Consider the following 23,815-nt stretch of genomic DNA (forward strand, 5'->3'; position numbering starts at 1 on the left):
GCCGGCGATGATCGCCTGGTCAAACGGTCCGGTCGCCCGCCCTGTACGGGCGGGTTTCACGATGCCGCTTCGGCGAAATCGTGGGCGCGACGGGACTCCAGGGGGCCTCGACCCGCGGCGCCGCAGGCGCCGCTGAATAAACTCAGCCTCCGTGCACTTCGGCGCGGTTGTCCCGGACAGTGATGAAGCCTCGTTGGAAGTTCTGCTGGACTCCACCGGGGATCGCGAATTCGTCGCTGATCGGGAATCCGATGCGGCCGCCTTCGTATCCCGCATCTCGCCAGGCGTCCATGATCGGACCGTTGCGCACTCCCCAGGCTCCGGAAAGCGGACTCCAGTAGATGGAGCCGCCTTCGAACCGGGAGAACTGTCCAAGGTCCTTCAGTGGCAGCTGGGGTGCGGCCGGAAAACCCAGCCAGCTGTTCTCGAAACCGAGTTCGGCGTATTTGCCCAGGATCATGCCTTCGACCCGGTGTGCGCCGGTGGCGGGGCTGAAGTAGAAAGGTCCGCCCTCGAAGGACTGGACCGCACCGTCTCGGTTCGGGGTTTTCACCTCCGGGCCGACCGGATAGCGGGCGGGGCCGCCTTCGAAACCCTGCCGTCCCCATTCGTCGAGTATCGCCCCGCGCACCATCTGCGCACCGGTTTCCGGAGTCCAGTACAGCGAGCCGTGCTGGAACGCCTGGAAGCGTCCTCGTCCGTCCGGAAGTGGCTGTTCCCCGCCGACCGGCAGGCCCAGGGCGCTGCGGGGACCGTCCACGGCCTGGTAGCCGCCGCCGATCCGGCCGGCCACCGGGTGCGCGCCGCCGTCCGGGGAGTAGAAGATGCGGCCGTGCCGGAAGTCCTGGGCGAGGCCGCCGGGCACCTGGTACTCGCCGGTGAGACAGTCGCCCAGCCAGGCGTTGCCCGCGGTGACCGCGGCGATGGCGCCGCCGACCGCGCATTCCGGTTTCGCGGCGGGTACGCCGAGCGCACCGGCGGCCTGCGACCAGGACTGGCGCATTTCGAAATCCCAGTACGGCCAGGTGTGCGTGCCGGCCGCCCGATAGTTCACAGTCGCGGGGATTCCCAGTTCGCCGATTTTCTCCACGAAGTTCTGTGAGGTCAGCAGGGCCAATGTCTCCAGGCCCATCCCGAACATATTCGTGCTCACACCCGGTATTTCGGAGCCCTCGTCGTGTTTGCCGGAGGCGCCGGTGCCACTGGAGATGTAGAGCGATTTTCCTTTCAGCCGATCGGCGATCAGCAGGGGGTCGTGTTCTTCCCACTGCGGGCTCCCCGGCGGTCCCCACATCGCCGCGGAGTCGAAGCCACCGGCGTCCACCATTGCCAGCCGAATAGCCTGCGGCATACCCAGACTGGTGGTGGTGAGAAAGCCCGAAAAGGAGGCGGCGTATTTCACGAACTCGGGATTGCGCGCGGCCAGGAACATCGCGGCCGTTCCGCCCATGGACAGTCCGGCGATTCCCCTGGTGGAGGTGGCGCGCCACTGGCTCTCCAGCAGCGGCGGGAGTTCCTTGGTGAGAAAAGTCTCCCATTTGTAGTTCTTGCCGTTGTCCGGTCGCAGCCAGTCGGAGTAGAAACTCGATCGGCCGCCGACCGGCAGGACGACGGTGGTGTTCTTGTCGGCATAGAAATCCACCGCGCCGGCTTCCTTGATCCAGCCGTTTTCGTCGTCGGTGGCGCGCAGTCCGTCGAGCATGTACAGCACCGGGAACTTCGCGTCCGGTTGGGTGTTCCAGTCGCGGGCGAGCAGCAGCCGGACCTGGATCGGGGTGCCCATGGCCGGTGAATTCACCCAGACGGCCACGTCGCGGTCGGTATGCCAGACCACATTGCGGATCGTCGCGGGCGCGGCGGCGGCGGTCGGCTGGGCGAGCGCGGGGACCTGGACGGCGGCGAAGGGGAACACGAGCGCGGCCGCCCAGGCCGTCAGCTGCCGCCGGGCCCGTCCACGGAACCGGCCTGGTGTCCCCCCGGTAACGCGTGTCATCGCTGCCACCCACTGTTTGTACCGCCGTGGCATGCGGATATGCGGTAAGACGCGCGGGCAGCGAATCAGTTCACGCCTACCGGGTCCGCATACGACAACGGCGCCACCTGCTTCGATACGAAGCAGGTGGCGCCGTCGGGCAGAGCTATCGGTTCAGCGGCAACCGATCAGCATGGGCGAGTCAGGCCCGGAGGCGGTAGCGGAGCGTAACCACGTAGGACCCTCGCCCATGCTGCATGGATACATGCATACCGTCGATCACCAGCCGTTGGTGGAATCCAGGAACATCTTGCGCGAGGCGAAGAGCTGGCTTTCCCAGTACTTCCAGGAGTGGGTACCCACGCTCGGGAAGTCGAAGTAGGCATTGATGCCGAGGGTCTTCAGCCGCGCCTGGAAGGCCCGGGTGTTCACCAGCGACAGAGCTTCCAGCGCCATGGCGTTACCGGTGTTGAACGCACCGACCGCACCGGCCGGCTTGTCGTACGGCCCGGGCAGGCCGCTGGCCGCCGAGATGTACATGGGCAGGCCACGCAGCTGCGGGGCGAAGACGAACGGGTCCATCCGCAGCCACGCCGGGCTCCACGGGGCGGCCATCGAGTCGACGTTGAAGCGACCCGCGTCCAGCATGGCGACCCGGATGGCCTCACGCATACCCGGCGCCGAGATGTTCAGGTACCCGGAGTATGCGGCGGCCGAACGGAACTGGTCGCGGTGGTAGGCGGCCAGGGCCAGGGCGGCGCTACCACCCATGGACAGGCCCGCGATCGCGTTGTTGGTGCGCGAGACGCCGTGGCCCTCGAGGAAGGCCGGCAGCTCCTGGGTCAGGAAGGTCTCCCATTTGTAGGTGAACTTCTGACCGTTGGTGTTGCTGGGCGAATACCAGTCGGCGTAGAAGCTCGCCTGGCCACCGACCGGCATGATCAGGGAGATGTTGTCGTTGCCGAACTGCTGCAGCGCATTGGTCTCGAACGACCAGGCATTGCGGTCGTCACGGGCACGCAGACCGTCGAGCAGGTAGAGCCCGGCGTTGCCGCCGCGGGCCGCCCACTGCACCTGGACCTTGATCGGCCCCATGCTCGAGGGAACCAGCAGTTCTTCGAAAGCGCCACGCTTCACCGGTGCCGCGGGCGACGCCAGCGCGGCAGTCGGGGCCGCGATACCTGCCGCGACCGGTAGCGCGAGCACTGCCGCACCGATAGCCAGAATCCGGTTACGCCAACCGCGGGGTGCCCGCGAGGGCCCGGTACTTCTCTTCGGGCCGGCTGCCCTGCCGAAACGCATGAATTCTGCTCTCTTTCTGCTGTTGTGGTGTTGTTCGCTACCGCTGTGCGGACAACACCCCGTTTCTGCTCGGCGGCGCCGGCGGCCGGGTCCCGACCAACCACGGGGCCGCCAGCGCTACAACGATCTGGTCACAGATGTGCTCGCTGGACCTTATTCGACCTCATCGAGCCTAAGCAAGGCCGTGCTGATCGGATGGCCGAAATCCGCCGCGAGAACCGCTGTGATCGCCCCGTGACGATACCTTGCCGAAGCGTTGATGTCTCGGCGGGCCGGGATATTCGGCCGTTATCGAAATCGCGCTCCGACCTGGGTTGTGTAACGGATTAAGAACCGGGAGACGAATTCCTATCGACAGCAGTGTGCCCGCCCCGGAGGAGTCCTCCGGGGCGGGCACACTGTGCTGGGTTCGGGGCCCCGGTAAGAGGACCCCGAACTGCCGTTATCCGATATTCGCCGACAAATCCGGGAGCATCCGATACACCTCGGCTTCCCAGTACGTCCAGGAGTGAATACCGGTTGCCGGGAACGAGTAGGTGACATTGTTCGCGCCCAGCGTCATCATCCGAACCTGGAAAGAACGGGTGTTGGCCAGCGCGAGCGCTTCGAGGCCCATACCGTTGACCGTATTGCCGTTGAACCCGTCGGCGGGACCGGGCAGGCCGCTTCCGGCGGATATCCACAACCTGGTGTTGTTGTCGCGGAGCAGCGGCGCGAAGACGAACGGATCCATCCGCAGCCACTGCGGGCCCCACGGTGGCGCCATGGAGTCCACGTTGTAGCCGCCGGCGTCGACCATGGCGGCCCGGATGGCCTCACGCATACCGGGCGCGGAGATGTTCAGGTAGCCGGAGTACGACCCCGCGAAGCTGAACTGGTCGGGATGGTAGGCGGCCAGGGTGAGCGCGCCGCTGCCGCCCATCGACAGGCCGAAGATACCGTTGCGGTTCGGATTGAAACCGAGCCGGCTGTTCAGGGCCCAGCGCAGATGCTGGTTGATGAACGTCTCCCAGGCGTACCGGTAGCTCTTGCCGGGGCCCTCGGAAATGGTGTTGAGGGCGCCGGATCCGGAGGAGGAACCGGTCGGGGGAAGGCCGAAGAACGAGCTGGCGGCGTTCCAGTCCGCGTAGAAGCTGGACATACCGCCTATCGGCATCACGACGTTGATATTCCAGTCGGTCAGCGCGTTGGCGATATTGGTGTCGTTCTCCCACCCACTGTGGCTTTCGGGAGCGCGCATACCGTCGAGGGCGTACACCACCCGATTGGTGTTGCCGTCCTTGGCCCGGAAGACCCGTGACCTGATCGGGCCCATCTCCGGTGAATCGACCCAGAAGTCGAAACCCGCCGGGTTCGGGGCCGCTTCGACCCGGGGGGCCACATCGGACAACGCCACCGCGAGGGGGGCCAGCAGCGCCACGGCCACCCCCATCGCCCACCGCTGCGCCCAGCGGTGGGTTCGCACCGATCCGGGCCTGCGCGCACTTCGCATTCGACTAGACCTTTCGCCTGGACAGCCGGATAGCAAATTACGAGCTACTTTACCGGCCCCATCTCGGATACATAGATCACGGCGCCCGGAGAAACCGGAAGCCGTTATCTGGATACATGTTCCTGGTGGATCAATCGGTCAACCGCGCGTTCATGTTGCCCGATAGTGTCGCAGGTCACACCCGCATCGGTGGGCTGTATACGCGAATGTCGCCGAAGCGGGCCACAGCCCGCTCCGGCAACGATTCCGCAACGAGACCGACCGGTTTGTTCTGCCGGGCCGACGACCAGCGGCTCCGGACGGATCAGCCGATATTCGCCGACATATCGGGGATCATCCGGTACACCTCGGTCGCCCAGTAGCGCCAGTTGTGTACGCCGACAGCCGGGAAGTCGTAGGTCGCGTTGGTCGCCCCCAGTGACATCATCCGCACCTGGAACGCCCGGGTGTTGGCCAGCGCGAGCGCTTCCAGACCCATGGCGTTGATCGTGTTGAAATCCAGGCCGTCGGTGGCGGCCGGCAGGCCGCTACCCGCCGAAACCCACAAGCGGGTGTTGTTGGCGCGCAGCATCGGCGCGAAAACGAACGGGTCCATCCGCAGCCACTGCGGGCTCCACGGCGGTGCCATGGCGTCGATATTGAAGCCGCCGGCGTCGAGCATCGCCACCCGCAGCGCCTCCCGCATACCGGGTGCGGACACATTCAGATATCCGGAATAGGAGCCGGCGTAACGGAACTGGTCGGGGTGGTACGCCGCCAGCGCCAATGCGGCACTGCCGCCCATCGACAGCCCGAACACGCCGTTGCCGTTCGGGTTGAAGCCGAGCCGATCGCGCAGCGCCCAGCGCAGATCGCGGGAGAGGAAGGATTCCCACTTGTAGGTAGTGGTGCGGCCGACCCCGGCAGCGGAACCGGACGCCAGACCCGATCCCGAATCCGCCGCGGATCCGGTGGCACCGCCCGCGCTACCGGAACTACCCAGTCCGAAGAAATCGCTGGGAGCGTTCCAGTCCGCGTAGAAACTGGAGCGGCCGCCGACCGGCATGACCACGTTGATATTCCATTTGGTCAGTTCGCGAGCGATATCGGTATCGATCTCCCAGCCGCTGAGGTCGTCGCGGGCGCGCATCCCGTCCAGTGCGTATACGACCCGGCCGGTATTGCCGTCCGCGGCGCGGAACACCCGGGACTTGATGGGACCCATCTCCGAATCGACCCAGAAATCGATACCGCTGGGATCGAACTGCGCCGAGGCGGGCGCGGCCGGCCCGGCCACCGAGGCACCGACCGGTAGCAGCGCCGCCAAGGACAGCAATACCGTTCGCTTCAGACGATTGCCAAGCCGCCGCGGACGCTCGGTCCGGACACCACCGACAACCCCTCGCATTGTTCCCGCCCTCCGTCGTGCGACCCACGGTCGCGCAGTACGACTACCGGTCCACCCGCCCCGGACGAGCCGGGGCCGGACGCCAGCACTTTAACCCGACCGCAGATCGCCCGCCTACCAGGAATGCGAACGCGTGGCACCCAACCGGCCCACCGCCGACGGAAAGCGCAGTTCAGCGCACCGGCGGAATGGGATCGACAAGACCACAGCGTTGAATCTCATATTCGGGGACCCGGTCGATACGGTACGACGCGAAATCGAAGGCGTGCAGCAGATTGTGTTTGAACCGCTCCAGCGTGAGGGGCCCCTTGTAGGACAGCGTCAACGCGTAGGTATCCGGGCACGACATCGCGACCCGGGCCTGTTTGACCCAGTCCTCGTCCATGTACCAGGGCAGCCAGGGCTTGATGTCCACCATGCCGGTCTCCACGATCACCCAGTCCGGATACAGGCTCTTGTCGTGTCCGATCCGCCCGTCGGTGAGCCGTTCGGTATGCGCGGCCAGCGGGAACGCGAGCCCCATGGGGTCGATGACCCGGACATCCAGCGGCACGTTCATGCTGGTCATACCCAGGTTGAGGAAGTAGACCGTATGCCCGGCTCCACCCGGTGGGATGGGCAGCGGCGGCGGGGCGATGTACCACATCATGAACGAGGGCGAATTGAGCAGCAGGCCACCGTCGGGGGTGTTGTCGATCGCCTCCACCATGGGACGCATCCGGGCGTAGTCGAGGTAGTCCTCGGCGCGGATGGGGTGGTCGTGACCGGTGTTCAGGACGTAGTAGATCCGTTCGTCCACGATGCCGGACTTGTTGATCGTGGTCCCGGTTTTGATGGCCGTGGTACCCGAGGCCAGCAGCGCCCAGGCCACCGTTGCGACCAGCGCGACGACCACGATCGCGAACGCCGGGGCGTCACGGCGGGGCAGCGACCGCAGCCCGCCCTCCGGCAACCGCAGCGGTATCACCGAGACCGGCAGCAGGAACAGGAACAGCTGCGGCAGCAGCATGCGCCCGTGCATGAAATCGCCACCGACCCGCAGCGCGTAGACGGTCAGGATCACGGCGGCGCCGAGCACCAGCGCGACCACTGCCCACGGGGAATGCAGCCGGTCCTGGAACCGGCGGAAACGTCCGGCCTCGGGATCGGCAGCAGTGCCCACATCGGGGCGCGCGTGATGCGATCGCGCGGCCACCAGACCGGCGATCAGCAGTACCACCAGCGGCACGTACAGGTAATAGGGGCCGGCCAGATCCCAGAGGTAGGTGAAACCCTGGCCCCATTTCGCCCCGCCCGCGTCCTTGGCGACCGCCGTGTTCGGGTAGGGCAGGCCGTAGTAGCCCATCCGCCAGATCTGGTACAGCAGCGGGACCGCACCGGCGACCGCCACCACCAGAGCCCGCAGCAGCCACGGCCGCAGCCGGGAGCGTGGCATCGGCGCGAAGAAGATCAGCAGCAGCGCGAGACCGCCCACCACTGCCATCTCGGGCCGGATCAACGGCGCCAGACCGGCCAGGAAGGCCAGGCCCAGCAAACCGGGCACCTTCGGCTCCTCGGTCTTGCTCCAGCGCACCAGCAGCAGCCACAGCAGAGCGATCCAGCAGATGACCAGGCAGTTCTCCAGACCCGAGGTCACGTAGTCGCGGGCCGGAGGCACCGAGATATATGCCAGTGCACCGGCCGGGAACAGCAAGGTGGACGAGGCCGGGCCCCAGAGTTTGCCGGTGCCGAGCATGGCGAACACCACGGCCAGCAGCGACAGTGTGAGCGCGACGCCCAGCACCACGTACTCCAGCCGGCCCTGGGTGAGCCAGCTGAAGAACCAGACGACATAGGTCCATGCCGTACTGGTGTTGGTCTCCACCCGTTCCCCCGGGTTGAAGACCGGACCGTTTCCGGCCAGCAGATTCCGGACCGTACGCAAGACGATGAGTCCGTCGTCGGCGATCCAGCGCCGCTCCCAGCCGCCGAAGGCGAACAGGGCGACCGTCACCACGATCCCGCCGGCGAAGATCCCCCGCGAAATCCTGGTGGAACGACCCGACGAGCGCGGCTGCTCGGTGGCAGCGCGCTCGTCGGACTGTTCAGTTTCCGCTACCGCAATCTCGTCAGAAGAGATAGACAGCGACACCTACCGCTCCGATCCAGGCGATGGCGAGCAACTGCAGGACGCGATCGCCGAACGCGATCTCTTCGGGTTCCCCGGCCTCACCACCGTCGACATCCACGGCGTAGCGCAGGATCGCGATGGTGAACGGGATCATCGACAGGGCGAACCATTCGGTGTCCTTGGCCGCACCCTGTTCGAAGGCCCACAGACCGTAGAAGACCACCACCGCGGTCGCGGCCAGGCTCCAGATGAACCGTAGGTAGGTGGGGGTGTAGTACTCCAGCGATTTACGGATCTTCGCGCCGGTCGACACCGCTAGTTGTAGCTCGGCATATCGCTTACCGGCCGCCATGAACAGCGATCCGAAGGCCATGATCAGCAGGAACCACTGCGACAGCGGGATACCGGCGGCCACGCCACCGGCGATCGCGCGCAGCAGGAAGCCCGAGGACACGATGCAGATGTCCAGGACCACCTGGTGTTTGAGTCCGAAGCAGTAGGCCAGCTGGATCCCGATGTACACCGCCATCGTGACGGCCAGCTGCCAGGACGCCAGGAACGACAGTCCCAGCGAAGCGAGCAGCAGTACCGCCGAGAGTACGAAGGCCAGGTTCACCGGAACCACACCGGCGGCGATGGGGCGGAACCGCTTGGTCGGGTGGGCCCGGTCCGCCTCGACATCCATCGCGTCGTTGGTCAGGTAGATACCGGATGCCGCCATGCAGAAAACGACGAAGGCGATGGCGACATTGCCGAGCACATCGAGATCGGTGACCGAGCCGGCGGCCATGGGCGCCGCCAGGACCAGGACGTTCTTCACCCACTGGCGCGGCCGGGCCGCCTTGATCAGGCCACCGACCAGTGTTTTGGGAGGCCCTTTCACTTCGGCATCGGCCAGATCGGCGCCGGTGGGCTCTTCACTCATGGCAGGCAGCGCCTTTTCGTCTTGTGCGGTCACTGTCGAGTCTCTTTTCGGCGGCGAGCAGGGCGGCGGCGGACGCGGCACCGAGCGCGGAACCGGCGAGCACATCGGAGGGGTAATGCACCCCGAGCACGAGTCTGGACAGCAACATCGGCGGTACGAGCACCGCAGGCAAGGGTAGCCCGGTCAGTTTTCCGAGTAGCACCGCCGCTGCGGTTGTCGAGGTCGCGTGCGAGGACGGGAAGCTCAGTTTGCTCGGTGTCGATACGTTGACCTGCACCGATGGCGCGTTCGGTCGGGGCCGGCGAACGATCCGCTTGATCACGATGGACGCCGCGTGCGCACCCACGGCGCCGACGGCGACCCCGGCCCACTGCCGGCGCCGGGGTTTGTCGACCAGTGCCCCGACCGCGGCGATCCCGACCCAGCCGAGCGCGTGCTCGCCGAAATGCGACATTCCGCGCGCGGCCGAGATCACCGGCGGGGTAGCGATGCTGCCCTGGACCGCTTCGAGGATCTTGACCTCCACCGGCGTCCGATCGGACCCCGAATCCTGCAGGCTCGGGTTCATCGCGTTCACCGCTGGGTCTCCTCGCCGCTGTCGATCCCGAAAACCTTCTCCCACGCGGCGGTGCCGGTGAGTTCCGCGTGCGCGCTCCGGTAGCGCTGCCGCATCTCCGGTAGCCGCGCCGCGAGTTCCTTGCGCAACCGCAGTGCCTCGCGGAGCAGGCCGTAGGCCTGCCGCGGATCGCGTTTGCGGTACACCACGCCGCGACCGTCGGCGGTGGTGACGGTGACCCCGTCGACCTGCGAGAGCAGGTACCAGCGCGCGTCGAGGGTGGGGACGTTCAGCTGCGGCCGGTCGTGGTGTTCCTCGTGGGCCGGGCGCAGATTGTGCAGCAGGCCCTTGCCGAGCCGCACGATCTTGGCGATCGGGTTGGCGGGTTCGCCCACCGCGCCGACTCCCATCCCGCTGGCCAGCGGAAGTTCGGTGGACGAGGGCAGGATAACCGCGTCCGGATACTGCTTGCGCAGCTCGTGCACCGCGCCGAGCGCGCTCGGCAGCAGTTCGAACAGGCGCTGCGGACCGGCGAGGAAATCCCGGATCGCCAGGTTCTGGATCGCGACGGTCGAGTATTCGAGGCAGAGCAGATGTTTGAGGGTCGCCTTGACCGTGTTCACGACCATGGCCCGGCCGGTACCCGGCTGGTGCAGGGCGGCGACGACCAGGCGGTTGCGCAGGTGGAAATACGCCTGCCAGTCGATCGCGTCGTCCTTGTCGCTCCACGCCATATGCCACACCGCGGCGCCGGGCAGGGTGACCGTCGGATATCCGGCCTCCCGGGCGCGCAACCCGTATTCGACGTCGTCCCATTTCAGGAACAGCGGCAGCGGCTGACCGAGTTGTTCGGCCACCTGCCGCGGAATCACGCAGGTCCACCAGCCGTTGAAATCGACATCGATCCGCCGGTGCAACAGTTTCGAATTGTCGCGATCGCGCAGCGGGTAACTGGCGAAATCATGGTCGTATTCGACATTCGGCGCGGCCGACCACATGAAAATATTGCGGTCGACGACCTCACCCATCACGTGCAGATGCGAACGCTCCTGCAGGTTGAGCATCTGGCCGCCCACCAGCACCGGCGATTTCGCGAAGCGGGCGAATGCCAGCGCACGCAGGATCGAATCCGGTTCGATCTCGATATCGTCGTCCATGTACACGATGAATTCGGCACTGGTCGTTTTCAGCGCCTCGTACATAACCCGGCTGTAGCCGCCCGACCCGCCGAGATTCGGCTGGTCGTGGATGGCGAGCCGATCGCCCAGAACGGCGGCGGCCTCGTCGAATCCGGGTTCGTCGACGACTTTACGAGTGCCCTGGTCGGGAATGATCACCGCGTCGATCTGTGCCAGCACCAGCGGATCGGCACCGAGGGCCTTCAGCGTGGTGACCGCGTCGGTGGGGCGGTTGAAGGTCGGCATCCCGACCGCGATCCGGCCCGCACCGGGCGCCTCGACCGGCGCGTACCAGCCACCGGACACCAGCGTCACCGCGGTATCGGTGGTGATGTCGAACCAGAGCCAGCCACCGTCCTCGAACGGGCCGAGATCGGCTTCCAGCTCGACCGATGCCGTCTCGTCGCCGGAAGCGACGGAGAACTCACCGCCCCGGATGTGGATACGGGAACCGTCGGCCTTGGAGCGGTACAGATCGACCCGGCCGTGCCCGGCCAGTTCCAGCCGCAGCACCACCGAGTCGAGAATGCTCCAGCGTCGCCAGTAGCTGGCCGGCAGCGCGTTGAAGTAGGTGCAGAACGACACCTCGGACTCCGCCCCGACCGACAGCGAGGTCCGGGTACCGGCGTGGGCGCGCCGCGCGTTGGTCGGCGACTCCTCCAGATAGAGGGTGCGCACGTCGAGCGGCTCACCCGGCCGGGGCAGGATCACCCGTTGCAGCAGCGATTTCGCGCGGGTGGCCGACGCGCTGGGCGCCAGTGATGCAGAGGTCATACGTCGTTGTTCTCCTCGGCCAGCGTCGCGCCTGTCTCCAGGTGCGGGCGCAGCACATTGTCGAACATGTTCAGCGCGCTCGCGATGGCCATGTGCATGTCCAGGTACTGGTATGTCCCGAGGCGGCCGCCGAACAGGACCTTGGACGCGGCGGTCTCCTGCTTGGCCAGCTCGCGATACGCGGTCAGTTTGGCGCGGTCCTCAGGGGTGTTGATCGGATAGTACGGTTCGTCACCGGTCTTGGCGAAACGCGAGTATTCGCGCATGATCACCGTCTTGTCCGTCGGGTAGTCCCGTTCCGGATGGAAATGACGCGGCTCGATGATCCGGGTGTAGGCCGGATCGGCGTCGTTGTAGTTCACCACCGAGGTCCCCTGGAAATCGCCGGTGGGCAGCACCTCGGTCTCGAAGTCGATGGTGCGCCAGCCCAGCTCTCCCTCGGCGTAGTCGAAGTAGCGGTCCAGCGGGCCGGTGTACACGACCGGGGCATCCGGGTTCTGCGCGCGCAACTCGTCGCGGACGTCGAACCAGTCGGTGTCCACCCGGACCTCGATCAGGTCACTGGCGGCCATGTTCTCCAGCCACTTCGTGTACCCCTCCTTGGGCAGGCCCTCGTAGGTGTCGTTGAAGTAGCGGTTGTCGAAGGTGTAGCGGACCGGCAGCCGGGTGATGTTGCCGGCCGGCAGTTCCTTGGGGTCGGTCTGCCACTGCTTGGCGGTGTAGTCGCGCACGAACGCCTCGTACAGCGGACGGCCGATCAGCGAGATGGCCTTTTCCTCGAGGTTCTGCGCGTCGGAGGTCTCGATCTCCGCGGCCTGCTCGGCGATCAGCGCACGTGCCTCGTCCGGGGTGAAATACCGGCCGAAGAATTGCGACACCAGACCCAGCCCCATCGGGAACTGATACGCCTGGCCTTTGTGCAGGGCGAAAACACGATGCTGATAGCCGGTGAACTCGGTGAACTGCGTGACATAGTCCCAGACCCTCTTGTTCGAGGTGTGGAACAGATGTGCGCCATATTTGTGGATCTCGATACCGGTTTCCGGTTCGGGTTCGGAATAGGCATTACCGCCGATATGTGGGCGGCGATCCAGCACGAGGACTCTCTTGCCCAGTAAGTTCGCGCTGCGCTCAGCGACGGTCAGCCCGAAGAAGCCGGAGCCGACGACGATCAAGTCGAACTGTTCGGTGTTATCTGAGTTACCCGGAGACGATGCGGCGGTCACGGGAGCCCAGCGTATCGGAAGCGTTTCCCGGCGCCAGCCGGAGTCGGGAAGTAGGAGGTATCACCTGGTGAGCGCCTTCGTCGGCGGCCGCGACGAAAAAGGACCCCCGGGACCGGTGAACTCCGGCCCCGGGGGTCCTGAAATGCGATCGTCGAGGTCGCGATCAGCGGTAACCGTACGGCGCGACGCCGTAGCCCCCGGCGGGCACCGGTACGCGCGCGGCCTCGATCCACCGCTTCGTGGGGCCGACTGCGGCCAGCACCAGGGTGATGACCGCGAAGAGCGGAGCGCTGAAAGCGGTGATACCGCCACCGACGGTGACGACACCCACGACCACGACCGTCAGCACGATCGACAGCACACAACCGAGAATGACCATCACCCGGCCGGTGTTACTGCGCCGCAACAGCATGATGCCGCCGATCAACAGCACCAGGGCGAGGATGCTGTACGCGATCCCCAGCACCACACCGGTGCCGGCGAGATCGAAATCGAAATCGATATCGGTGTCACCGCCGCTGGAGCTCGAACTGGAGCTGGTGCGGCGGCGGGCCCCCGTTGCCAGCGCGGCACCGTTGGTCAGTGAACTCTCCGAGGTGGCGGCGGCGAGGACGAACATGCCGATCGCGGACAACGAACTCGCGACACCGCCGAGCAGCGCGAGAATGCCGGCGGTGATACCGGTGCCGCCGCTGGGGGCGGGCTGATATCCGTATCCGCCCGCCGCGGGCGGATAGCCGTAAGCGGGCGCCGGATAGCCCGGAGCGGGTGGCGGATACTGCGCCGGGTACCCCGGTTGTTGCGGTTGCTGACCATATGGATAACTCACGGGACCTCCCCCTCGTCACGGTTTCCGGGCACTCTACCGCGCACCCCCCGGCGGTCGCCGTCATGCCGAATTCCCCGTAATTGTGAAACAAAGACGCCCGCACACATATTCGTGTGCGGGCGTCCGGAAAACCGGTCACCTCTGTTCGAGATTGTTCCCGGCGTAGATGCGCATCGCGTCCCGGATCAGTTCCGCCGTACCCGCGGCGTGCACGTCGTAGTTGGCTCCGAAACGTTCGTCGGCGACATACATTTCACCGAGATTCGTGAACTCCTCGGCACAGGGCCGGCGCCCCTGCCAACCACCGGTCACCCATTCGTAGTGCCGCGCGGTGATCTCCTGGACCTCCGGGCTGTCCGGTGTGAGACCCGCTTTGCGGGCCCGACCGAAAGCAGCGGCGATATCGAGCTGGGTCTGCTGGAATGCCTGTTTTTCCGCGGCACTCAGCGATCGCCACCAGCGGTCACCGTTCTCGTAGGCCTCCTTGCCCCAGCGTTCGGTCACTTCGTCCTTGTACTGCGTGTGGTCGAATTCCTCGAAGACTTCCGCCGCCACGAGTCGCTCACCTCTTTCCAGCTTGTCCAATGTGGTGTGTACCGACACGATCCGGCGGCGGATCCGATCCTGTTCCTGCTGCAGCAGGTCCAGTTGGGCACGCAGGGCGGTGATCGCATCGCGCTCGCCGGCCAGGATCTCCCCGATCACCGGCAGACCCACACCGAGCTCGCGCAACAGCAGGATCCGCTGTAACCGGACCAGCGAGCGCTCGTCGTAGTAGCGATAACCGTTCGCCCCGATCCGGCTGGGCGGCAACAGACCCAACTGCCCGTAGTGGCGCAGCGTGCGACTGGTGGTTCCGGCCGCCTTCGCCAGATCCTGGATGGACCACTCGTCGTTTCGGGATCCCGAGCCCACGACCTTCACCTCTTCCGTTCCGCGTCGGTGTCACCAGCGTGCAAGTTGACGCAACGTAAAGGTCAAGCCGTCGCGACCCGGGACGGCGGCGGCGCTAGAACACCTCGGTCGTCTCCATCCTGGTCGGAATCCGCGCAGCGCCGGGTACGGGCGCGGGCCGGTCACCGTCGAGCGGGTTCGAACCGGCCGGTCGAGTTCCGGGGTCCGGCGCATCACCGGGTACAGCGCGACCGGCGGGCATGCGGCCCGGCGAGGTGCTCGCCCCGGAATCACCCGTACCGAGCCCGGAGCTGCCCGATTCGGTTTCCCCCGGCGTCGCGCCCTCGGCCTGCGCGCTACCCGCTCCGTCGGTCAGATTCGGCACCAGCTGCATCAGCGTGTTGAAGTCCACGACCTGGGCGCCGAGCTCCGCGGTGTAGATGATGACGCCGTTCTCGAACAGCCGGTACTCACCCGCGTTCTCGGGCAGCGGGAGCTCCGGGGTGACGGGCAGCCCGAGCGCCCCGTGCGCGCCGCCCATCCCGGCATAGGCCGTTTCGATCGGCGTCGGGGTGGCACCCGGCGCGACGCCGGGGATGGGCGGCGTTCCGCCCGGGGAGACCGGGAGCGATCCCTCCGGCGTACGCGGTGCCGGCGCGCCCGATTTCGTACCCTCCGGCGACAGTTCGGCAGGATCGGGAGTGCCCGGACCAGCACCTTCCGGAAGTCCGGTGGCCACATCGGGGTTCACCGGCGGCAGCGGCATCGGGGTGGTCACGGTGAGTTCGGCGGGTGTCGGCCCCACCTCGAAAGTCTGGATATCGGCGGGCGAACCGCCGTCGGGCGCGGCGGAGTACTCGGCGCGCAGGATCCGCCCGTCGCGCAGCAGCACCCGGCCCGCGGTGGACTCCACCGCGGCGGTGGTGCGCGGATCTTCCTGCGCGGTTCCGCTGTAGACCTGGCAGTCGGTGGTATCGCAGGTTTGCGCGAACGGCCAGCGCGCTTCGGCCAGCGCGTAGGAGCGAGCAGCGACGGCCTGCGCTTCCAGCGCGGCGGGCGCCCAGTCGGGCGGCATCTCCGCCGGGACCACTCCGAGCAGATAGTCCTGGACATCCACCCGGTTGATCGTGCGGGTCTCGCCGTTCTCGGCGGCCACGCCCAACGATCCGCGGTAGGCGCCGCCCCCGCACAGCGTCAGATGTTCTGCCGCCGGGCGGCCGGGGGCCGGGTCGATCGGGTACACCCACGGGTCCTGGATCGGGTTCTCCCGGAGCACCGGCCCGTCACAGCCCTGGGTGATCACTGCCTGCGCCCCGCCGTCGGGCAGCGGGGTGAGCCGGACGGCCTCACCGGCCCGCAATTCCTCTCCGGCGAGTCGCATCCCGGCGTCGGAGGTGACCACCAGGTCGGCGTTGTCCTGCTCTTGCAGGCGGACCGATACCGTGGCCGGTCCGATGGTGCCGAGTTCGGCGCCCGGGTAGTAGTAGGCGAGGATCTGTTCGCTGTTCTGCCCGCTGTCGGCGTTGTGCAGCGCGCCGTGCTGGCTCAGGCCCCGGCCGTGTCCAGGACCGGCTTCGGCAATCATCCGGTATACCTCGCCCGCGCTGGGTACGAGCATCGCTCCACCGATGGCCAACGCGGTCGCGCCGCAGGCGAGTAATGGGCCTGGACGGATCCGCCGACCTCTCATCGACTGCGGCATGACCGCAATGACCATCGGGTTCCGCAGACGCCCTGAGGCTTTCGGGCGAGTCATGCTGTTTCGGTATGACATACGAGCACTCCCATCGTCAGCCCGGACGTTTTCGACTCGGCACGACGTCGGCATGTCGTTGCGACCGGTCACGCTCCGGGAGCTACATTCGAGCGAACAGGAAAGCCTCAACCTCAGGTTTAGATTTGTGACGAATGTGGCTAGTGTGGTCCGTGGGACTGAAGTTCGCAAGCATGACTTGCTCACCGATCACTGGTTGCAACCCTGATTGGAGACGCTCGTGCCCTACCGCAAACCGAAGCGTTCCTGTGTACTGCCGGTTGTCGCACTTGTAGCGGTAGCGGGCCCGATCCTCATGCCCACCATCTCCGACCTGGGCAAACCTGCCGATCAGATCCAGCTCACGGCCGTCCCACCCCAGCTCACCGAACTCGCGCTGAAGGCCGCACCCGATATCGTGCTGCCGCTGGGCGAACTCACCGGCCTCGACCTGCCGGACCTGCGCCTGGCCGATCTGCACGCGCTCGGCCTGCCCGGCCTCACCCCGAGCGGTACGACCACACCCACCGATCCGGGCCGTCGCCTGCCCGGACGGCAGCCCGGTCTGGGCTTCGTGACCGAGGGCGGAAACCCGCCCGCGGATACCCCCGCACTCACCCCCGGTGTCATCCCACCCGAATTCATGGACGCGGTCGGCGCCCAGGTCAAAGAGCTGACCCGGGACCAGCCCTTCAGCATGGTCGCACTGACCGCGCCCGATCTGGCGAACACCACCGTGATGCTCCGGGCCCGGCAGCCCGACGGCGGCTGGGGCCAGTGGTACGAGGCCAATCCGATCGACGGCGCCGACGGCGCAGCGGCCGGCGGACCCACCGGCACCGATCCGATCTACGTCGGCAACACCACCGCGGTCCAGGTGCTGGTCACCCGCAAACCGCAGCATCAGCAGGGCAGCTCTCTCGAACCGACCCCCGCGGCCGCGGGCGCGCAGCAGCCGCCCGAACTCACCGCCGTCCTCATCGATCCCGGTCGCGGCGCGGTCGACGATCAGCTCCAGGACATCGCCGCCGCCCTGCCCGGCGGCGGGCCGCCGGTCATCACCCGCAACCAGTGGGGCGCCGACGAATCGATCCGCTGCCAGGAGCCCACCTACGACGACGGGCTGGGCGGAATCACGGTGCACCACACCGCCGGCCGCAACGACTACAGCAAATCCGAATCGGCCGGGATCGTCCGCGCCATCTACGCCTATCACTCACAGACGCTCGGCTGGTGCGATATGGGATACAACGCCCTGGTCGACAAGTACGGGCAGATATTCGAGGGCCGCTACGGCGGGCTCGACAAAACGGTGCAGGGCGCGCACGCGGGCGGGTTCAACGAGAACACCTCCGGTGTCGCGATCATGGGTGACTACCAGGTCGAACAGCCGACGGACGCCTCGATCGAGGCGGTCGGCAAATTCATCGGCTGGCGCGCCCGGATCGCCGGGCTCGACCCCAAGGGCCAGACCACCATGTATTCGGAGGGCACCGAGTTCACCCCGTACGCGCAAGGTGAACAAGTACATCTGCCGGTGGTCTTCGCGCACCGCGACGTCGGCAACACCAGCTGCCCAGGTGACGCCGCCTACGCGCAGATGGACCGGATCCGCACCATCGCCGCCGGCGAGGTGGGCGCGACCCGTTCGTCGACACCACGCAGCCAGGCCTCGCGGTCGGATCTGGCCGCACTGGCCGACCTCACCGCCAAGCTGCTGACCATGGTGAACGACAATGTGATCGCCCGATACTGGGTCTCCAAGGGCGGTCCGGACGGCCCGCTCGGACAGGCGGCCTCCGAACCGCTGCCCGCGGCCCAGGGACAGCAGTACGCGAAATTCGTGAACGGGTACGTCTACACCACGCCCGACGGGCAGGTGCACGAGGTGGCCGGCAAGGTCCTGGACCGGTTCCTGGAGCTGGGTGCCGACAGCGGCGCGCTCGGCCTGCCGCTCACCGACGCCTACCCCGTGCCCGAGGGCCTGCGTACCGATTTCCAGAACGGTTCACTGATCCTGAATCAGGCCGCCGATATCGTGAACACCCTCTGGAAGACCTACAACGACACCTACCAGCAGCAGTGGCAGAGCGAGGGTGCCCACCCGGGCACCGCTCCGCAGGCGATACCGGGCACCGGTCCGGCACCACAGGCCGCGGCACAGCCCGCACCCGCGGGTCCGGCCGACGGGCAGTCGCCGGTACCGACGTACGCGCCGGCCGCCGAGCCGGCCCCGGCGCCGGAGGTCGAACCGGCGACACCACCGGCCCCGGCCGAACCGACAGCACCACCAGCCCCGCCCGAGCCCGCGGCACCACCGGTTCCGGCAGCCTGACCCGAAAGCCCGGCCGAACGCGCCGGACCGTGCCCCGCGGCCGGTCCGGCGCGTTCGTCGGTACACCCGGTCGCCGGGCCGCGATCCGTGCAAGCGGCCCGGTCGGGCACTAGGCTCCGCGCCACCAACGTTCCAACACCTGCGCGACGCCGTCCTCGCTGTTCGTCCCGGTGATCTCGTCGGCGGCCGCGAGCGCGTCCGGATGGGCATGGCCCATCGCGACACCCAGTCCGGCCATGCGCAACATGGGAATATCGTTGGGCATATCGCCGAACGCGACCATATCCACGGCGTCGACACCGAGTCGCGCCCCGAGAATCTGCAGCCCCGAGGCCTTGGTGACGCCGGGCGCGGAAATCTCGATGAGGCCGTGCTCGGTGGAGTAGGTGATATCCGCGCGATCACCGATATGTGTGGCCAGCGTCGTCGCCATATCGCCACTGCGCGCACCCGGCAGCCGGATGAGCATCTTGATCGCCGGACTGTCGATGACCTCGTCGCGGGCCACCGCGGTGTCGTCGGGGTTCAGCCAGGCGTGCTTGTACTGCGGTGAACTGACGAACTGCGGAGTCGCCGCGTCGTGCGCGCTGGCGCCGATCCGCTCGGCGGCCAGCCCGCATCCGGGTAGCACCTTCTCCGCGATATCGGCGACCCAGGCCAGCGTTTCGACATCCAGCGTGGAAGTTCCCAGCACCTCGTCCTGCTCGGCGTCGTAGAGCACGGCGCCGTTCCCGCAGACGCACAGCGGCGCGAAGCCGAGGTCGGCCACGACCGGTGCGATCCAGCGCGGCGGCCGCCCCGTGGCCAGCACGAACGGCACACCGTCGGCGACCAGTGCCCGCACCACGGTCCGGGTTCGCGGCGAGACCCGCTCCTCGGGATCGATCAAGGTGCCGTCCACATCGGAGGCCACCAGGGCCGGTCGGGTCTGCCGCGTTACGCTCACCCGGTCCATTCTGCTGGTTCGCTTCGCGCGGCCCCGGCGGGCGTACCCGTTCGGGGGCGAACACGCAGCCGACCGTCCGTCGCGCATCAGGTCGGATCGCTCCCTATGATCAGGGGCTACACCTGATATCGAGGGGAATGATGGCCGGCTTTCTGCTACGACGAACGCTCAATTACGTCGTGCTGCTGCTCTTGGCGTCCTTTCTCACCTTCAGCCTCGCTTCGCTGACCTTCCGGCCGCTGGACAGCCTGGAGCAGCGCAATCCGCGACCGCCGCAGTCGGTGATCGACGCCAAGGCCGAACAACTGCATCTCGACGAACCGATTCCACAGCGCTACGTCACCTGGATGACGGGTGTGGTGCACGGCGATTTCGGGGAAACTCTCGGCGGGCAGCCGGTGAGCGAGGAATTGGGCAGACGGGTCGGGGTCAGTTTGCGGCTGCTGATCCTCGGTTCGATCATCGGCACGGTACTGGGTGTGCTGATCGGTGCGGCCGGGGCGATCCGCCAGTACAGATTCAGCGACTATTTCACGACCGTGATCTCGTTGCTGGTCCTGTCCACCCCGGTGTTCCTGCTGGCAACACTGCTGAAATTCGGTGCACTGGAGATCAACTCGGCGACCGGGCAGCAGATCTTCCTCTATACCGGCGAGACCTCGGCGACCAGTGTCGAAGGATTCGGCGCCCAGCTGGTCGACCGCCTGCAACATCTGGTCCTGCCCACGCTGACCCTCGCGCTGGGCGGTATGGCCGGATACAGCCGCTACCAGCGCAATGCGATGCTCGATGTGCTGCAGAGCGATTTCATCCGGACGGCGCGGGCCAAAGGCCTCACCCGCAACCGGGCACTGTACAAACACGGACTGCGGACCGCGCTCATCCCGATGGCCACCCTGTTCGCCTACAGCCTGGGCGGGCTGATCACCGGCGCCACCTTCACCGAGAAGATCTTCGGCTGGCACGGGGTCGGCGAATGGCTGGTCGATTCGATCAACGCCCAGGACATCTACGTGGTCGCGACGGTCACCGCGTTCGCCGGGCTGGTGGTCCTGGTATCGGGCCTGCTCTCCGATATCGTCTACGCGATTCTCGATCCCCGGGTGCGTGTGGCGTGAGCGGGTCGGGTCCGAAGGCGGCAGCGAAGCATAACCACGCAGGACCCCCCGCTCATGCCCGAGAACACAGCATGAGCGGGTCGGAGGAAACAGCGTGAGTATCAACGAAACCGAGATCCTCGTCCAGGGCGCACCCGAACCGGCCGCGTCCGGGCGGCGCAAACTGATCCTGCGCCGCTTCCTGCGCAACAAACCCGCGCTGGCCGGGACGACTGTGCTGATCCTGATGTTCCTGGCCAGTTTCGTACTGCCGTCCTTCCTGCCCTACGACTACCAGGAACTCGATTACACGGCACTACTCCAACCGCCCAGCCCCCAGCATCCTTTCGGCACCACCGAGATCGGCCAGGACGTACTGGCGCAGACGCTGCGCGGCCTGCAGAAATCGCTGGTCATCGGGTTGTGCGTGGCGCTGTTCTCGACGACCATCGCAGCGCTCACGGGCGCGGTGGCCGGACTACTCGGCGGCTGGACCGACCGGACCATCATGTGGGTGGTCGATCTGCTGCTGGTGGTCCCGAGTTTCATCATCGTGGCCCTGTTCGCGCCGCGTACCAAGGGCAGCGGTTCGATCGTGCTGCTGATCATTCTGCTCAGTGTGTTCGGCTGGATGATCAGCGCGCGGATCGTCCGCGGGCTGACCATGAGCCTGCGGGAACGCGAATTCGTCCGGGCCGCCCGCTACATGGGCGCCCCGACCCATACGATCATCCTCACCCATATCGTGCCGAATATCGCGTCGATCCTGATCATCGATACCACGCTCACCGTCGGCGCCTCGATCATGGCCGAAACCGGGCTCAGCTTCCTCGGTTTCGGGGTGCAGCCGCCGGATGTCTCGCTGGGATCGCTGATCGCCGGCGGGACCAGTTCCGCCATGACCTATCCGTGGCTGTTCCTCTTCGCGGGCGGTCTGCTGATCATCACCGTGCTCTGCGCGAACCTGGTCGGCGACGGCCTGCGCGACGCGTTCGATCCGGGTGCGAAACGCGCCCGGTCCCGGCCGTCGCGCCGGGCCCGCAAGGCCGCCCGGACCGCGCAGACCCGGCAGGCGGAGGAAGCGCTCACATGACCGGAGAGACCACCACCGTGCAAGCGGCAGCGGACCGGGCCGAACCCGGCGAAACCATCCCCGGCCAGGGCCGCGCGCCCTTGCTGGAGGTATCGGATCTGCACGTCTCCTTCCCCAGTGAAGAGGGTCGCGTCGACGCGGTCCGCGGGGTGAACTACACCGTCGCCGATGGCGAGGTACTGGCGATCGTCGGCGAATCCGGTTCCGGGAAGTCGGTTTCCTCGCTGGCGGTGATGGGACTACTACCGGAACAGGCGCGGGTCACCGGATCGATCCGGCTGCGCGGCCGTGAACTGCTGGGCCTCGGCGACAAGGAACTGTCGAAACTGCGCGGTAGCGCGGTGAGCATGGTGTTCCAGGATCCGCTCTCGGCGCTCACCCCGGTGTACCGGGTGGGCGAACAGGTCGCCGAAGCGCTGCTCGCACACGGGAATCTGACCAAAGCCGAGGCAGCGAAACGCGCGGTCGAACTGCTGGATCTGGTGGGGATTCCCGATCCGGAACTGCGCGCCAGGGCATTTCCGCACGAATTCTCCGGCGGAATGCGCCAGCGCGTGGTGATCGCCATGGCCATTGCCAACGATCCGGCGCTCATCATCTGCGACGAACCCACTACCGCACTCGATGTGACGGTGCAGAAGCAGATCCTCGATCTGCTGCGCAAGGCACGCGATATCACCGGCGCGGGCGTCGTGATGATCACCCACGATATGGGTATCGCGGCCACCCTCGCCGACCGTGTCGCGGTCATGTACGCGGGCAAGATCGTGGAAACAGCGAGTACCGCACAGGTTTTCCGGAGCCCGCGGATGCCCTACACCGTGGGCCTGCTGGGTTCGATCCCCCGGATGGACGGCCCGGCACGGGCCCCGCTCATTCCCATCGTCGGCGCTCCCCCGGCGATGCACGCACTGCCGCCGGGATGCTCGTTCGCCCCGCGCTGCCCGGTCGCGATCGAGGACTGCCGGTCCACGGAACCGCCGCTGGCCGAAACGGTCGCCGGTCACGACGCCGCCTGCCTGCGCACCGCCGAGATCGGTTCGGCCGAGCTCTTCGATGCCTACCGGCAGGAGATCGGGGAGCCGGAGGCGGCGCCGGTGGCCGACGCACCGCCGGTACTGAAGGTGACCGACCTGGTCAAAACCTTCGCCATCACCTCCGGGGTGATTCTGCGCCGCCGCAAGGGTGAGGTACGCGCGGTGGACGGGATCAGTTTCGAGGTCCGGGCCGGGCGTACTCTGGCGCTGGTCGGCGAATCCGGGTCCGGTAAATCCACCACGCTCACCCAGATCATGGACATGGTGAAACCACAGTCCGGAACCATCGAGATCATGGGCCGCGACACCGCCACACTCGACGCGGCGCAGCGGCGCGACCTGCGCCGCAAACTCCAGATCGTCTTCCAGGACCCCACGGCCTCGCTCGACCCGCGACTGCCGGTATCCGATATCGTCTCGCAGCCGATGCGCATCGCGAAGCGGCCGAAATCCGAGATCGCCCAGCGGGTCCCGGAACTGCTGCGGCAGGTGGGATTGCGCCCGGAACACGCCGACCGCTATCCGGGTGATTTCTCCGGCGGTCAGAAACAGCGCATCTGTATCGCCCGGGCCCTGGCCCTGGACCCGGAACTGCTGGTGCTCGACGAACCGGTGTCGTCGCTGGATGTCTCCATCCAGGCGGGTGTGCTGAATCTGCTGCGCGACCTGCAGGCCGAACGCGGACTGTCCTACCTCTTCGTCTCCCACGACCTTTCCGTGGTGCGAAATCTCGCCCACGATATCGCGGTGATGTACCGGGGCAAGATCGTCGAAGCGGGGCCGGCGGAACAGATCTTCGGCGATCCGGGACACGAATACACACGATCACTGATCGATGCCGTGCCCGTACCCGTGGTAGAGGGTTGACAGACGTGTTCGGGGTTCCACCGGCAGGAAGGATGTATCGGC

At 66.8% G+C, this 23,815-nt stretch carries 17 protein-coding genes; 4 read left to right on the top strand and 13 right to left on the bottom strand.

Annotated elements, in window-relative coordinates:
- Positions 1–142: 142 nt before the first annotated feature.
- The 12 genes from ACWCPQ_RS11700 to ACWCPQ_RS11755 all read right to left on the bottom strand — a co-directional run bounded on the left by ACWCPQ_RS11700 (position 143) and on the right by ACWCPQ_RS11755 (position 16,230).
- Positions 143–1,993, bottom strand: coding sequence for an alpha/beta hydrolase-fold protein (locus tag ACWCPQ_RS11700; protein ID WP_449897388.1), 1,851 nt, complete (start codon positions 1,991–1,993; stop codon positions 143–145).
- A 258-nt stretch (positions 1,994–2,251) separates the two neighbouring features.
- Positions 2,252–3,274 carry an alpha/beta hydrolase gene (locus ACWCPQ_RS11705; protein ID WP_449897390.1) on the bottom strand — a complete coding sequence of 341 codons (1,023 nt, stop codon included), beginning with the start codon at positions 3,272–3,274 and terminating at the stop codon, positions 2,252–2,254.
- A 442-nt stretch (positions 3,275–3,716) separates the two neighbouring features.
- Entirely contained in the window at positions 3,717–4,766 is a 1,050-nt protein-coding gene (locus ACWCPQ_RS11710) for an alpha/beta hydrolase (RefSeq protein ID WP_449897392.1), read from the bottom strand.
- Between the two features lie 304 nt (positions 4,767–5,070).
- The gene (locus tag ACWCPQ_RS11715; RefSeq protein ID WP_449897394.1) at positions 5,071–6,153 is read right to left on the bottom strand and encodes an alpha/beta hydrolase; all 1,083 of its coding nucleotides are present in this window, start codon (positions 6,151–6,153) and stop codon (positions 5,071–5,073) included.
- 172 nt (positions 6,154–6,325) lie between these two features.
- The gene (zomB, locus tag ACWCPQ_RS11720; RefSeq protein ID WP_449897396.1) at positions 6,326–8,284 is read right to left on the bottom strand and encodes a flagellar motor control protein ZomB; all 1,959 of its coding nucleotides are present in this window, start codon (positions 8,282–8,284) and stop codon (positions 6,326–6,328) included.
- Positions 8,262–9,188 carry a decaprenyl-phosphate phosphoribosyltransferase gene (locus tag ACWCPQ_RS11725; RefSeq protein WP_449897398.1) on the bottom strand — a complete coding sequence of 309 codons (927 nt, stop codon included), beginning with the start codon at positions 9,186–9,188 and terminating at the stop codon, positions 8,262–8,264. The genes zomB and ACWCPQ_RS11725 overlap by 23 nt, the downstream gene beginning before the upstream one ends.
- Positions 9,181–9,756, bottom strand: coding sequence for a phosphatase PAP2 family protein (locus ACWCPQ_RS11730; protein ID WP_449897859.1), 576 nt, complete (start codon positions 9,754–9,756; stop codon positions 9,181–9,183). Before ACWCPQ_RS11730 ends, ACWCPQ_RS11725 begins: the two co-directional genes overlap by 8 nt.
- Positions 9,757–9,761: 5 nt before the next feature.
- Positions 9,762–11,696: a glycosyltransferase gene (locus ACWCPQ_RS11735; RefSeq protein ID WP_449897399.1), complete on the bottom strand. Its 1,935-nt coding sequence runs from the start codon at positions 11,694–11,696 to the stop codon at positions 9,762–9,764.
- Positions 11,693–12,922 (bottom strand): UDP-galactopyranose mutase, encoded by a 1,230-nt coding sequence (gene glf, locus ACWCPQ_RS11740; RefSeq protein ID WP_449897401.1) that lies wholly within the window; start codon positions 12,920–12,922, stop codon positions 11,693–11,695. The genes ACWCPQ_RS11735 and glf overlap by 4 nt, the downstream gene beginning before the upstream one ends.
- Positions 12,923–13,085: 163 nt before the next feature.
- Complete coding sequence (locus ACWCPQ_RS11745) at positions 13,086–13,751, bottom strand: hypothetical protein (protein WP_449897402.1); 666 nt, start codon at positions 13,749–13,751, stop codon at positions 13,086–13,088.
- A gap of 135 nt (positions 13,752–13,886) precedes the next feature.
- Positions 13,887–14,666: a MerR family transcriptional regulator gene (locus ACWCPQ_RS11750; protein WP_449897404.1), complete on the bottom strand. Its 780-nt coding sequence runs from the start codon at positions 14,664–14,666 to the stop codon at positions 13,887–13,889.
- Positions 14,667–14,760: 94 nt separating this feature from the next.
- Positions 14,761–16,230 carry a SpoIID/LytB domain-containing protein gene (locus tag ACWCPQ_RS11755; protein WP_449897406.1) on the bottom strand — a complete coding sequence of 490 codons (1,470 nt, stop codon included), beginning with the start codon at positions 16,228–16,230 and terminating at the stop codon, positions 14,761–14,763.
- 409 nt (positions 16,231–16,639) lie between these two features.
- On the opposite strand from ACWCPQ_RS11755, the gene ACWCPQ_RS11760 reads away from it, so the two are divergent.
- Positions 16,640–18,733, top strand: a complete 2,094-nt coding sequence (locus ACWCPQ_RS11760) for an N-acetylmuramoyl-L-alanine amidase (protein WP_449897408.1) — start codon at positions 16,640–16,642, stop codon at positions 18,731–18,733.
- Between the two features lie 109 nt (positions 18,734–18,842).
- On the opposite strand, the gene ACWCPQ_RS11765 is transcribed toward ACWCPQ_RS11760, so the two are convergent.
- Positions 18,843–19,688 (bottom strand): HAD family hydrolase, encoded by an 846-nt coding sequence (locus ACWCPQ_RS11765; RefSeq protein WP_449897410.1) that lies wholly within the window; start codon positions 19,686–19,688, stop codon positions 18,843–18,845.
- 131 nt (positions 19,689–19,819) lie between these two features.
- Between ACWCPQ_RS11765 and ACWCPQ_RS11770 the strand changes: the two genes are divergently transcribed.
- The 3 genes from ACWCPQ_RS11770 to ACWCPQ_RS11780 all read left to right on the top strand — a co-directional run bounded on the left by ACWCPQ_RS11770 (position 19,820) and on the right by ACWCPQ_RS11780 (position 23,773).
- Positions 19,820–20,797, top strand: a complete 978-nt coding sequence (locus ACWCPQ_RS11770) for an ABC transporter permease (protein ID WP_449897412.1) — start codon at positions 19,820–19,822, stop codon at positions 20,795–20,797.
- A 100-nt stretch (positions 20,798–20,897) separates the two neighbouring features.
- Positions 20,898–21,869: an ABC transporter permease gene (locus tag ACWCPQ_RS11775; RefSeq protein WP_449897861.1), complete on the top strand. Its 972-nt coding sequence runs from the start codon at positions 20,898–20,900 to the stop codon at positions 21,867–21,869.
- Entirely contained in the window at positions 21,866–23,773 is a 1,908-nt protein-coding gene (locus ACWCPQ_RS11780) for an ABC transporter ATP-binding protein (protein WP_449897414.1), read from the top strand. Before ACWCPQ_RS11775 ends, ACWCPQ_RS11780 begins: the two co-directional genes overlap by 4 nt.
- Positions 23,774–23,815 lie beyond the last annotated feature (42 nt).

The organism is Nocardia sp. NPDC001965, assembly GCF_053594175.1.